Below are 12,006 nucleotides of genomic sequence, written 5' to 3'. Positions count from 1 at the left end.
AGCTTAAAAAGGAGAGAAGAGCTGTGGATCATTTAGCTGCTTATATGCTGATGGCGCTGGTTATGTCAATGATACCTGGTGCTGATACGATTCTTATCATGAAAAATACGCTTCATCACGGAGCAAAAGCAGGACGTTTTACCATACTCGGCATGGCTACAGGCCTCACGTTTTGGACGTTAATTGCTGTGCTTGGCTTGTCTGTTGCTATCGCGCAGTCGGTGTATCTGTTCAACACCATTAAATATATAGGTGCCGCGTATTTATTTTACTTAGGTATCAGGGTATTTCTGACAAAAAATACGCTCTCATTGGAGCACATTTCAGAAGAAGAAAAAGCTGTTAAGCCTTCATCTAATCACGCCTATAAAGAATCATACATACAGGGAGCTCTTAGTAATTTTCTTAACCCTAAAACGGTATTGGTTTATATTACATTCATGCCACAGTTTATCAACTTGGATGCTCACACAAATCAGCAGCTGCTTATGCTTGGTTTTATTCTTACACTCATAGCGGTAAGTTGGTTTTTAATCTTAGTGTATGTAGTAGATTACGTGAAAAAATGGCTTAAAAAACCGATGTTTCAAAAAGTTTTTCAGAGATGCAGCGGAGTGCTGCTGATTGGTTTTGGAATAAGAACAATCGTGTAATAGTAGCTAGTAAGCAAAAAAGAGGCTGGGATAAAAATATGTTAGTTGAAGGAAGATCCGAATGAGTTTGATTCTTGATGGAGAATCAAACTCGTTCGGATTTTTTTATTAGTATGGTGAACATAGCCTTCATATATTTATTCAGTTATTTCTAGCTGTTGATTGGAGGGCAAGGCGAAGACTCCTGCGGGAAAAGCGGAACAGGTGAGACCCCGCAGAAGCGCAAGCGACGAGGAGGCTCACCGGCCGGCCGCGGAAAGCGAAGCCATGCACGGAAATCAACAGCAGTGTAACAAGCCACCGATACTAGTTCATGTATTCAATTTTATCGTCTTTAAATTGTATTGATTTAGCTATGTCTCAATCTCTTTTCTTAACGTTTAAAAACACGTAAACGAAACAATTTGTCGTGTATCGACACCGAAAATGGTCCAAAAACGTCCGTTCCATCTAAATCCTGCAACCGATCGCGGTCCTACAAAAATAGGGAAATACCAGAAGCTAGAGCCGTTTCTAAGCCATATGAACGTATTGCGGAATAGACAAAGAGAAATGGCTCCTGGGTCAACAGCAAATGGAGTTGCCGTTTGCTGAGCTGGAATAAATGCCGGCGGAGGGGAAGTTGGAGCTTGCTGCGGGTCAGGTGTAGGTAAACCGCCTGGTGGTCTAGGTGGACCGGGCGGGAGTTGAGGTCCAGGAAATCGTGCTGGGTAAAAATAAAAATCCATGTAATTAATGTCCATTTTTTAAGCACCTCTATTTTCTTAATCACTATTTTATAAAGTATGAGAAAGCTGCCTAAAGGGATTGGGCAACTATAGCTTTTTTTACATAGGTCTTTTTTATGAAGAAAAGTTTGGTTCTTAAGTCGGGAATGAATTCCTTCATGAACTCGATAAAAACTGAATAGGATAAAACAGAGTGTGTTTTTAGAGGAGGACTTTTCATGGATAACAATCCAAAAAAGATGTTTACACCGGTTAAGACCTATCAACCTTTCCACAGTATCTATGATCCGTGCCGGCCGATAGGAGTTAAATATTATTCTACGCCGCCTCAATTATACATGGGATTTCAGCCCGCGAATCTGCAGCAGTTTTCACCGAAAGAAGCGCTAAAAAAAGGAACGCTGTGGCCGGCTTTTTGGGACTACTATGAAAATCCATACAAAGACAAAGATAAGAAGAGGGATGAAGAATGAAAAAACTACCTCCGGAGTACTATCAGGATTTAGAAGAAATACAGGCGATTGATTTTGCACTTGTAGAATTAACGCTGTATTTAGATACCCATCCAAATGACCAGCAGGCTATGCAGCAGTTTAACGAATACGCGCAGCAGGCTATGCAGTTAAAAAGAAACTTTGAAACAAAGTACGGGCCGCTCCAGCAGTATGGAAACAGCTATACCGACGGGAAGTGGAGCTGGGGAACAAGCCCTTGGCCATGGCAAATATAAGCAGATAAAGGCGGGAACTATATGTGGGTGTATGAAAAGAAATTGCAGTATCCAGTTAAAGTAAGTACGTGTAATCCAACGCTTGCCAAATATTTAATGGAACAGTACGGGGGAGCGGACGGAGAGCTTGCAGCTGCACTTCGTTATTTGAATCAGCGCTATACCATTCCCGATAAAGTTGTTGGACTGCTAAACGATATCGGGACAGAAGAGTTTGCTCATCTTGAAATGATTGCGACGATGATTTATAAGCTAACAAAAGATGCAACGCCGGAGCAGCTGAAGGCAGCTGGATTGACAGAACACTATGTAAACCATGATAGTGCACTTTATTACAATAATGCTGCTGGCGTTCCGTTTACAGCTACGTATATACAGGCAAAAGGAGATCCGATTGCAGATCTTTATGAAGACATAGCGGCAGAAGAAAAAGCAAGAGCTACATATCAATGGTTAATTGATATATCAGATGATCCAGATTTAAACGACAGCTTACGATTTTTACGAGAAAGAGAGATTGTTCATTCACAGCGTTTCCGTGAGGCCGTGGAGATTTTAAAAGATGACAGAGACAGGAAGAAAATCTTTTAACTAGCAAAAAACATCCCTCTTTGCGAATGCAAATGAAAGAAGGGATGTTTTTTATTATGGCAGCGTTGATTATGCGCTAGAACTGCAGTGACAAGAAACAACCTTTAATGTTCCTTCAACATCTTTCCAAATTCGCGTATAGCAGTATTCGCCTCCAATAGATTCACCAGTTGCCAGCGACCCATTTAACGCTACTTTTGTAACGGTAACGGCAAGTTCTTGAAACAGTTTAATTTCTTGTTCCAACACTTCGATGCCCGCTATATCAAGGCTTTTTGAACGATGAGCATTTATATCTTGCTCTTTTGACAACCATTGCCCAAAGTGATTCACAAAAATAAGCTCATCTGAAAGTAATTCTTCTAATAACTCTACGTTATTAGAAAGCATGGCTGAGCGAAGCATTTCTTCGTATTCTATCACTCTTGCTTGGTTCATTTTTAATCCTCCTTTACGCCTTGTGTAACTCTTTTCTATTTCCACCTTACTTTTCCTTTAAACTTCTTCCTTTAATAGATTGTGTTAAATTATGTTAATCAAGGGGATAAGTGGACTAATTTTCTGTAAGCATAAAATATTCTGAAAGACTCCATTATTTACCTTTAAATGGTATAAAATTAGAGTGAAAGAACCTTTTCTTTCCACTTGTCTAGTTATCTTTTTACTATTAAGAGGCAGTTTTTTATACTTGTAATTGTAGCGGAATGAACGTTCATTCCGTTTTTGGAAAGAGGTGATAAAGTGGAATCTACTCCAACAAAACAAAAAGCGATTTTTTCTGCTTCGCTTCTGCTGTTTGCAGAAAGAGGATTTGATGCAACCACGATGCCAATGATTGCAGAAAATGCCAAAGTAGGAGCAGGAACAATTTATCGCTACTTTAAAAATAAAGAAAGCCTTGTAAACGAACTGTTTCAGCAGCATGTAAACGAGTTTTTACAGTGTATTGAAAGCGGCCTGGCTAACGAAAGAGAAGGATATCGAGATGGATTTCATCATATCTTTGAAGGTATGGTGACATTCACTAAAAATCATCCTCGTGCGCTTGGCTTTATTAAAACTCATAGTCAAGGAGCTTTTTTAACAGAAGAGAGTCGCTTAGCCTATCAAAAGCTGGTGGAATTTGTTTGCACGTTCTTCAGAGAAGGACAAAAGCAAGGCATTATTAGAAACCTTCCTGAAAATGCGCTCATTGCTATTTTATTTGGAAGCTTTATGGAAGTATATGAAATGATTGAAAATGACTATTTATCTTTAACTGATGAACTTCTTGCCGGCGTAGAAGAGAGTCTGTGGGCAGCACTTAGCAGACAATCATGAAACTTAACAAGTGAAAGAGGGATAACATGACAATTAAAGAAATGCCTCAGCCAAAAACATTTGGAGAGCTTAAAAACTTACCGTTATTAAACACAGATAAACCGATTCAAACGCTGATGAAAATTGCAGATGAATTAGGGGAAATCTTTAAATTTGAAGCGCCTGGACGTGTGACGCGCTACTTATCCAGTCAGCGTCTAATTAAAGAAGCATGCGATGAATCCCGCTTTGATAAAAACTTAAGTCAAGCGCTTAAATTTGTGCGTGATTTTGCAGGAGACGGTTTATTTACAAGCTGGACGCACGAAAAAAACTGGAAAAAAGCGCATAATATCTTACTTCCAAGCTTCAGTCAGCAAGCGATGAAAGGCTATCACGCGATGATGGTCGATATCGCCGTGCAGCTTATTCAAAAGTGGGAGCGTCTAAATGCAGATGAGCATATTGAAGTACCGGAAGATATGACGCGCTTAACGCTTGATACAATCGGTCTTTGCGGCTTTAATTACCGCTTTAACAGCTTTTATCGCGATCAGCCGCACCCGTTTATTACAAGTATGGTTCGTGCACTGGACGAAGCGATGAACAAGCTGCAGCGAGCAAATCCGGATGACCCTGCCTACGATGAAAATAAGCGTCAGTTTCAAGAAGATATTAAGGTGATGAACGATCTAGTAGATAAAATTATCGCAGATCGCAAGGCAAGCGGTGAACAAAGCGATGATTTATTAACGCATATGCTAAACGGAAAAGACCCAGAAACAGGTGAACCGCTTGATGATGAGAACATTCGCTATCAAATTATTACGTTCTTAATTGCGGGACACGAAACAACAAGTGGTCTTTTATCATTTGCGCTGTATTTCTTAGTGAAAAATCCACATGTATTACAAAAAGCAGCAGCAGAAGCAGCACGAGTTTTAGTAGATCCTGTTCCAAGCTACAAACAAGTCAAGCAGCTTAAATATGTGGGCATGGTCTTAAACGAAGCGCTGCGCTTATGGCCGACAGCTCCTGCATTTTCTCTATATGCAAAAGAGGATACGGTGCTTGGAGGAGAATATCCGTTAGAAAAAGGCGATGAACTGATGGTTCTAATTCCTCAGCTTCACCGTGATAAAACGATTTGGGGAGACGATGTGGAAGAGTTCCGCCCAGAGCGTTTTGAAAATCCAAGCGCGATTCCGCAGCATGCGTTTAAACCGTTTGGAAACGGTCAGCGTGCGTGTATCGGTCAGCAGTTCGCTCTTCATGAAGCAACGCTTGTACTTGGCATGATGCTAAAACATTTTGATTTTGAAGATCATACAAACTACGAGATGGATATTAAAGAAACTTTAACGTTAAAACCTGAAGGCTTTGTTGTAAAAGCAAAATCAAAAAAAATTCCGCTTGGTGGCATTCCTTCACCTAGCACGGAACAGCCTGCTAAAAAAGCACGCAAAAAGGTAGAGAACGCTCATAATACGCCGCTGCTTGTGTTATACGGCTCAAATATGGGAACAGCTGAAGGAACGGCGAGGGATTTAGCAGATATTGCGATGAGCAAAGGATTCGCACCTCAGGTTGCAACGCTTGATTCCCATGCAGGAAATCTTCCGCGTGAAGGAGCTGTTTTAATTGTAACGGCTTCTTATAACGGACATCCACCTGATAACGCAAAGCAGTTTGTCGACTGGTTAGACCAAGCGTCTGCTGATGAAGTAAAAGGCGTTCGCTACTCCGTATTTGGATGCGGCGATAAAAACTGGGCAACTACCTATCAGAAAGTGCCTGCTTTTATCGATGAAACGCTAGCCGCTAAAGGGGCAGAAAACATCGCTGAACGCGGTGAAGCAGATGCAAGTGACGACTTTGAAGGCACTTACGAAGAATGGCGTGAACATATGTGGAGTGACGTAGCAGCTTACTTTAACCTTGACATTGAAAACAGTGAAGAAAATGCGTCTACGCTTTCACTTCAATTTGTTGACAGCGCTGCGGACATGCCGCTTGCGAAAATGCACGGTGCTTTTTCGGCGAACGTTGTAGCAAGCAAAGAACTACAAAAACCAGGCAGTGAACGAAGCACGCGTCATCTTGAAATTGAGCTTCCAAAAGAAGTTTCTTATCAAGAAGGAGATCATTTAGGTATTATTCCTCGCAACTATGAACGAATAGTAAATCGTGTAACGACAAGGTTCGGTCTAGATGCATCACAGCAAATCCGTTTGGAAGCTGAAGAAGAAAAATTAGCGCATTTGCCACTCGGTAAAACCGTATCAGTAGAAGAGCTTCTGCAATATGTGGAGCTTCAAGATCCTGTTACGCGCACACAGCTTCGCGCAATGGCTGCTAAAACGGTCTGCCCGCCGCATAAAGTGGAGCTTGAAGCCTTGCTTGAAAAGCAACCGTACAAAGAAAAGGTGCTGGCAAAACGCTTAACAATGCTTGAACTGCTTGAAAAATATCCGGCGTGTGAAATGGAATTCAGCGAATTTATCGCTCTTCTTCCAAGCATGCGTCCGCGCTATTACTCAATTTCTTCATCACCTCGCGTCGATGAAAAACAAGCAAGCATCACGGTTAGCGTCGTCTCAGGAGAGGCGTGGAGCGGATATGGAGAATATAAAGGAATTGCGTCGAACTATCTTGCTGAGCTGCAAGAAGGAGATACAATTACGTGCTTTGTTTCCACACCGCAGTCAGGCTTTACGCTGCCAAAAGATCCTGAAACACCGATCATCATGGTCGGACCAGGAACAGGCGTCGCGCCGTTTAGAGGCTTTGTGCAGGCTCGCAAGCAGTTAAAAGAACAAGGACAGTCGCTTGGAGAAGCGCATTTATACTTTGGCTGCCGTTCACCTCATGAAGACTATCTGTATCAAGAAGAGCTTGAAAATGCACAAAATGAAGGTGTCATTACGCTTCATACCGCTTTTTCACGCGTACCAAATCAGCCGAAAACATATGTTCAGCACGTTATGGAACAAGACGGCACGAAATTGATTGAACTTCTTGATCAAGGAGCGCACTTCTATATTTGCGGAGACGGAAGCCAAATGGCACCTGACGTTGAAGCAACGCTTATGAAAAGCTATGCTGATGTTCATGAAGTAAGTGAAGCAGACGCTCGCTTATGGCTGCAGCAGCTAGAAGAAAAGGGCCGATACGCAAAAGACGTGTGGGCTGGGTAAATAAAAAATAACCTCCGCTATTTAGCGGAGGTTATTTTTTATAGTCAGATTGAGACATGACTAACCCCACCTCATTTATAGCGCCTTAGCGTTTCTTCTGCGTGACAGCAAATTTTTTCAATTAGCTCCTGAGGTTCTTCAATTAAAGCATGAGCACCTAAGGTATAGAAAAAAGAAGCCATGTAGTTTAATTCATTTCCATCAGTTATCGTATCGATATAGCCACTGCCATCACGCGCCACCTTCACGTGATTTTCAAGCCACGGAACGCCTTTACACTGACGAACGCCTTCGTGCGTCAAGGTTACTTTTAACGAAATCGGCTGTGAGTTTACCGGTTCTGTTTCAAGCCATTCTTTTAACGTAAGAGACATCTTTTCGTCTTTTTCTAAAACTTTTAACGAGTGAATACGATCTGCTCGAAACAATAATACTTTTTGCTTATCGCAGGAATAAGCGGGGCAGTACCACAAGCCGTTATGAGCATAAATGCCAAGGGGTTTGACTTCTTTTCTTGTTTGACCCGTCTTTGAATCATAAAGAAATTCAATATATTTTCCTGTAAGGCTTGCTTCTAGAAGCTCTTTTAAATAAGGAGTGTCTAAGTTTCTTTTAGGATTCCAAAACGCAATATGAGCACTTATTTTATCTACTTTTTTCTTCGTTTCTTCAGACAGGTACACATAAAATTTTTGAAGAGCCGCATGAATTTCTGCATCAAACGGAAGGTCATGATAATACTGCAGAGCTTGATAAGCAAAAAAGATCGAAATAGCTTCTTCTTCCGTAAACAAGATAGGAGGGAGAATACGGTTTTTTAACACTCTGTAACCACCGCTCCGTCCTTTTTCACTGTAAAGAGGCAGTCCTAATTCACTTAAGTCCAGCAAATAGCGCTGAACGGTCCGTACAGAAAGGCCAAATTCCTCCGCTAGTTCTTTTGCCGTAAACGTTCTTTTTGTATTAATAAACATAAGCATATCAACAAGCCGTCTAGACTTAGCCATTTATTTTCACCTTTTTCTTTTAATATGACAAAAAGTGTCGTATTAAGATGATATCATACAGAAACAGTAAAGTTGAAAGGAGAAAAGGGAATGAAGAAAAAAATCGTCGTATATATTGCCGCAAGCTTAGACGGGTATATCGCAAGAGAAAACGGAGAGATTGACTGGCTAGAAAGTGTAGAAGGAGAGGGAGACAACGGCTACGAAGCGTTTTATCAAACGTGTGATGCGGTCGTTATGGGAAAGGCTACGTACGATCACGTGCTGAAGCTCACACCCGAGTTTCCGTATCTCGATAAAAAGTGCTACGTGTTTAGCCGCTCAGCTCAAGGAAAAGATCAGTATGTGGAGTTTATAAACGAAAGCGTGACGTCATTTCTCCACAACCTCAATCAAGGTACGAAAAAAATATGGCTGGTGGGAGGTGCTGATATTCTCGCTGATTTCTTAAAAGCAAACAGGGTGGATGAATTTATTATATCGGTTATTCCTGTTTTGCTTGGAGCTGGTATTCCATTGTTTAAGCCAGGAATTCCAGAAGTGAACTTCAAGCTCACTAATATGAAGCAGTACGGACAAATTGCTCAGCTGTATTACAAAAGAGGATAAGCCTTTTGCGGAGCATTCAATTCCTGTTATTTTAGGGACAGTGACATCAAGACCGGCTTTTTTTCATAGTATATTTTTGGGGTGAAAAAATGCCAAGAGTAAATTATCGAGATTCAGACGTTGCTTTAATGGCAAGGATGATGAGAGCAGAAGCTGAAGGCGAAGGAAAACAAGGCATGCTGTATGTTGGAAATGTCATTGTAAATCGCCTTAAAGCAAACTGTTTAGATTTCAAGAATTTAAGATCCGTTCCGCAAGTTATTTATCAGGTGCAGGGAGGCAACTATTCGTTCGAGGCTGTTCAAAAAGGAAATGTATTTTATCAACGAGCAAGAGGTGTTGAAAAAAGGTTAGCCAAAAAGAATTTGGATTATTGGAGAGAACACCCGGGGAAATATGCACTGTGGTACTTTAATCCATCCGCTCCATGCCCTCCAACATGGTACGGTCAACCCGCTTCTGGTCAATACAAAAATCATTGCTACTATGAGCCAAAGCCTGGAACATGCGCTAGCGTTTATAACGGGTAGATAGCTTAGAAGATATGCTGCGCTTTGAAAGTCTGGCCTCAAATCCAAACCGTTAGCTGCAGGTGACAAGGTAATTCTTCTTCATATAATAAGAGAAAGCCCTCTTTTCATAAAGAGGGCTTTTGCTAATTGGTGCATGTCTCATTTTGCTTCAAATTTTATGTTTTTACCAGCAGCAAATTCGGATTGATCCTTCGCTTTTGTATCCTTTACCACCCAGGACGTCTTTACCTTAGCTGCTGCTAAAATATCTTTGATTTGCTTATCGGTTAAGCCTTTCGTATAAAGGACAAATTCCCTTGTATAGATGTTTTTGTTTTCTTGCTCTTCATCTGCACCGCTGCCAAACCAATATCTTGTTTGCTGATCGTCTTTCATGTTATTAAAAGCTTCTTTATAGTTAGGTAGCTTAACTTGAATATCCGACAGGTAGTTCGTACCGCGTAAAGTAAGAGTCATATGTACTTTGTGAAAATCTTTTTTAGAAGGGCCTGTTAACCCTGATGTTCCAACTTCACTAAATTCTTTTTTCGTCAGCGGTTTAACTGTAGTAGAAACAGAAACTTTTGGATCTGAATTATTTGTCACAACGTCTTCGGTACTGCAGGCACTTAAAATGAACAGCGTTAAAAGAGCATAAACTGCTCCCATCACTTTTTTCTTCATGCTCGTTCTCCTTTGTCATTAATAGATAATGGTACTCATTCGCCATGTTCATTATCTTTACCTTTATTTGTCTCAACGTCATGATTAATGAAGAAAAGTATAGAAACATTAAAAAGAGAAATGCCGAGGCATTTCTCTTTTTGTTCTATGAGTCTGGATTAAGCGAAGTATGCGTATACTCTGGCATACGCTCTTCTTTTTCCGTTAGTTGAGTATCGGGGCTTTGCTGCTCTTGTGAAACAGGAGACAGCGTGGATTTTTGTTCATGATTCATGTTTGTCATTCCTCCTTCTATGAAGTGAGCTGTTAATCAAGCGAAAGCAAATCATCTTGAATTCGCTGTGTCAAAGAGGCAACTTGCTGCGTTAAACTGTCATTTTCCGCCTGGAGTTTTTGATAAGACTGATTTGCTTTTGAACATAGGTAAGGGTCTGTTTCCCACCAGTCCATGCCAATTTCTCTTGCTTTATCAATAGAAGCGACAAGCAGCCGGATTTTTATGGTTAAGAGTTCAACATCAGCAATTTGCACTTTAATATCTCCAGCAATAACAAGACCTTTATCTAATACTTTTTCCAATACTTCTACAATGGTACCCAGATGCCCGTTATGTTCCGCCGCCATTTTTTCACTCCTTGTTATAACACTTTTCCCAGCGGACCTAGATCAATATTTAAATCTTCATTTGTAAAGTTAAACACTGATTTTAGCTCCTCCATTTTGTTCTCTAACTTCATCAACGCCACGCCCAGATCTTCGATTTGAGCGTCCGTCAGGTTTCCGCTGTCGACTCGGCGAATCGCATGTTTTTCAATGAGCTGCCGCAGTAATTCAATGACGGTTAAAACAAGCTGTGCTAGGCCGTGTTCAGCATTTTCCGTACTCAGCTCAATGCGACCGTTCCGTTTAGGGTTATTTTCCATTTCGCAACGCCTCCGTTTCCTGTTCAAACTGCTGAGAAGAAATGATTTGACGATCATGAGAGCCTATCAGCGTTTCTACAGAAGAAATCAGTACGCGCAGATCAAGATAGACTAAATCAATTCCGGCAATTGAAATCAATAAATCACCTTTAATGGCAATTCCTTTATCGAGGATCACATCCAATATATCAATGAGGGCGATGTCTTTTTGCTCGAGCGTTTGTTTTCGCAGCGATGTCATCCCGCATCTTTCTCCGAGCGGAGAGTGTCGATATGATAAGCAGGCCATGGTCCTGTTACTTCAATGTTCAGTCCCATGTTTTTGTAAAGCGCTTGCTTGTTGCTAATGGCTTTTAGAAACGATTCCACATTGCTCTTGGACAAAAGGTAGATGCTGTTCCAGCACATGCTGTAGCTGTCGCCGGTTATTTTTTGACTCCAGTTATTTTTGATTGTGTGGTAAGCGGCGTAGGGACTTATCTCACTGTGCAGGTGATTACAAAGCGAAAGCTGCTCTTTTTCTGTTTCTTCTTCAATCAGCCTTTCTATCTTTTTACGTTCAAAAAACTGCCTGCCCGGAGGTAACGTATTTATTTCTTCTTTTTTCTTTTGGATCGTTTCACTGTATGTCAAGAGGTAGCTCTTTAAATGATTCGTATGGGCATACACTTTTATATTCCATTCTTCAGATTTTTTTAAAAGCTGAAGAGAAGAAAGGGTTTTTTCTTTGTTATCGACAATGCTTTTTTGGCAGCTGTCCTTGCTTTTATAGACAGTACAAAATTTCATTGGAAGAAGCGTGTAGTGCTTCTGTAAGAAAAGAAGGGTCTCATGGTGATGCATAGCTTTGTCTTGCAGCCATTTCATATCTTGCTCTATCTTTTCTTTTAGCATTTCTTCTGAATACTCAACGCTTGGCAAGTCGCATACGAATGCGGTAATATCATCAAAGCAAAGAGTATAGATAGGGTTGTTCTTGTCCATGCCTTCAAGGGCGGGGAAGGAAATTTGCTTAGTTTCTTCGGTTGGAACTAGACCATATAAATAAATGAGCTTTTCCATCTCTTTCAACC

The 12,006-nt window shown here is 40.9% G+C and carries 18 protein-coding genes; 9 read left to right on the top strand and 9 right to left on the bottom strand.

Going from position 1 to position 12,006, the window contains the following annotated elements; translation table 11 throughout:
• Positions 1-23: 23 nt before the first annotated feature.
• Together AC1VNJ_RS07345 and AC1VNJ_RS07340 are read left to right on the top strand one after the other, a co-directional pair.
• Complete coding sequence (locus AC1VNJ_RS07345; protein ID WP_063247371.1) at positions 24-653, top strand: LysE family translocator; 630 nt, start codon at positions 24-26, stop codon at positions 651-653.
• A 158-nt stretch (positions 654-811) separates the two neighbouring features.
• A complete protein-coding gene (locus tag AC1VNJ_RS07340) occupies positions 812-946 on the top strand; it encodes a hypothetical protein (RefSeq protein ID WP_482640518.1) in 135 nt (44 codons plus the stop codon).
• A gap of 87 nt (positions 947-1,033) precedes the next feature.
• Here AC1VNJ_RS07340 and AC1VNJ_RS07335 read toward each other — a convergent pair whose 3' ends face one another.
• Positions 1,034-1,396, bottom strand: a complete 363-nt coding sequence (locus AC1VNJ_RS07335; RefSeq protein ID WP_033580509.1) for a hypothetical protein — start codon at positions 1,394-1,396, stop codon at positions 1,034-1,036.
• Positions 1,397-1,599: 203 nt separating this feature from the next.
• On the opposite strand from AC1VNJ_RS07335, the gene AC1VNJ_RS07330 reads away from it, so the two are divergent.
• Genes AC1VNJ_RS07330 through cotJC form a run of 3 tightly spaced genes read left to right on the top strand, consistent with a single transcriptional unit; the run spans position 1,600 to position 2,702 of the window.
• Positions 1,600-1,854, top strand: a complete 255-nt coding sequence (locus AC1VNJ_RS07330) for a spore coat associated protein CotJA (protein ID WP_482640517.1) — start codon at positions 1,600-1,602, stop codon at positions 1,852-1,854.
• A complete protein-coding gene (locus AC1VNJ_RS07325) occupies positions 1,851-2,111 on the top strand; it encodes a spore coat protein CotJB (protein WP_025751042.1) in 261 nt (86 codons plus the stop codon). Before AC1VNJ_RS07330 ends, AC1VNJ_RS07325 begins: the two co-directional genes overlap by 4 nt.
• Positions 2,112-2,132: 21 nt before the next feature.
• Entirely contained in the window at positions 2,133-2,702 is a 570-nt protein-coding gene (gene cotJC / locus AC1VNJ_RS07320; RefSeq protein ID WP_025751043.1) for a spore coat protein CotJC, read from the top strand.
• 69 nt (positions 2,703-2,771) lie between these two features.
• On the opposite strand, the gene AC1VNJ_RS07315 is transcribed toward cotJC, so the two are convergent.
• The gene (locus AC1VNJ_RS07315; RefSeq protein ID WP_033580511.1) at positions 2,772-3,140 is read right to left on the bottom strand and encodes a nuclear transport factor 2 family protein; all 369 of its coding nucleotides are present in this window, start codon (positions 3,138-3,140) and stop codon (positions 2,772-2,774) included.
• Positions 3,141-3,443: 303 nt separating this feature from the next.
• On the opposite strand from AC1VNJ_RS07315, the gene AC1VNJ_RS07310 reads away from it, so the two are divergent.
• Together AC1VNJ_RS07310 and AC1VNJ_RS07305 are read left to right on the top strand one after the other, a co-directional pair.
• Complete coding sequence (locus AC1VNJ_RS07310; protein WP_028414486.1) at positions 3,444-4,022, top strand: TetR/AcrR family transcriptional regulator; 579 nt, start codon at positions 3,444-3,446, stop codon at positions 4,020-4,022.
• Positions 4,023-4,048: 26 nt separating this feature from the next.
• Positions 4,049-7,198, top strand: coding sequence for a bifunctional cytochrome P450/NADPH--P450 reductase (locus AC1VNJ_RS07305; protein WP_482640516.1), 3,150 nt, complete (start codon positions 4,049-4,051; stop codon positions 7,196-7,198).
• A 71-nt stretch (positions 7,199-7,269) separates the two neighbouring features.
• Here AC1VNJ_RS07305 and AC1VNJ_RS07300 read toward each other — a convergent pair whose 3' ends face one another.
• Positions 7,270-8,205, bottom strand: a complete 936-nt coding sequence (locus AC1VNJ_RS07300) for a helix-turn-helix transcriptional regulator (RefSeq protein ID WP_325077182.1) — start codon at positions 8,203-8,205, stop codon at positions 7,270-7,272.
• A gap of 90 nt (positions 8,206-8,295) precedes the next feature.
• Between AC1VNJ_RS07300 and AC1VNJ_RS07295 the strand changes: the two genes are divergently transcribed.
• Positions 8,296-8,814: a dihydrofolate reductase family protein gene (locus AC1VNJ_RS07295; RefSeq protein WP_482640515.1), complete on the top strand. Its 519-nt coding sequence runs from the start codon at positions 8,296-8,298 to the stop codon at positions 8,812-8,814.
• An 89-nt stretch (positions 8,815-8,903) separates the two neighbouring features.
• Entirely contained in the window at positions 8,904-9,344 is a 441-nt protein-coding gene (locus tag AC1VNJ_RS07290; protein ID WP_013083968.1) for a cell wall hydrolase, read from the top strand.
• 141 nt (positions 9,345-9,485) lie between these two features.
• Here the strand turns inward: AC1VNJ_RS07290 and AC1VNJ_RS07285 are convergent, their stop codons facing one another.
• From AC1VNJ_RS07285 to AC1VNJ_RS07260, 6 genes are all read right to left on the bottom strand, one after another.
• Entirely contained in the window at positions 9,486-10,010 is a 525-nt protein-coding gene (locus AC1VNJ_RS07285) for a hypothetical protein (RefSeq protein WP_033580515.1), read from the bottom strand.
• A 145-nt stretch (positions 10,011-10,155) separates the two neighbouring features.
• Positions 10,156-10,284, bottom strand: coding sequence for a hypothetical protein (locus tag AC1VNJ_RS07280; RefSeq protein ID WP_255219776.1), 129 nt, complete (start codon positions 10,282-10,284; stop codon positions 10,156-10,158).
• A gap of 32 nt (positions 10,285-10,316) precedes the next feature.
• Entirely contained in the window at positions 10,317-10,634 is a 318-nt protein-coding gene (locus tag AC1VNJ_RS07275) for a gas vesicle protein (RefSeq protein WP_016764858.1), read from the bottom strand.
• A 14-nt stretch (positions 10,635-10,648) separates the two neighbouring features.
• Positions 10,649-10,933: a gas vesicle protein K gene (locus AC1VNJ_RS07270; protein ID WP_482640514.1), complete on the bottom strand. Its 285-nt coding sequence runs from the start codon at positions 10,931-10,933 to the stop codon at positions 10,649-10,651.
• Positions 10,923-11,174 (bottom strand): gas vesicle protein, encoded by a 252-nt coding sequence (locus AC1VNJ_RS07265; protein ID WP_033580517.1) that lies wholly within the window; start codon positions 11,172-11,174, stop codon positions 10,923-10,925. The genes AC1VNJ_RS07270 and AC1VNJ_RS07265 overlap by 11 nt, the downstream gene beginning before the upstream one ends.
• Entirely contained in the window at positions 11,171-11,995 is an 825-nt protein-coding gene (locus tag AC1VNJ_RS07260; RefSeq protein WP_482640513.1) for a GvpL/GvpF family gas vesicle protein, read from the bottom strand. Before AC1VNJ_RS07260 ends, AC1VNJ_RS07265 begins: the two co-directional genes overlap by 4 nt.
• Between the last annotated feature and the right edge of the window lie 11 nt (positions 11,996-12,006).

Source organism: Priestia sp. 3CA3, from assembly GCF_056836725.1.
The sequence above is the reverse complement of the archived record's forward strand: the minus strand, read 5'-3'. Positions and strand labels throughout refer to the sequence as shown.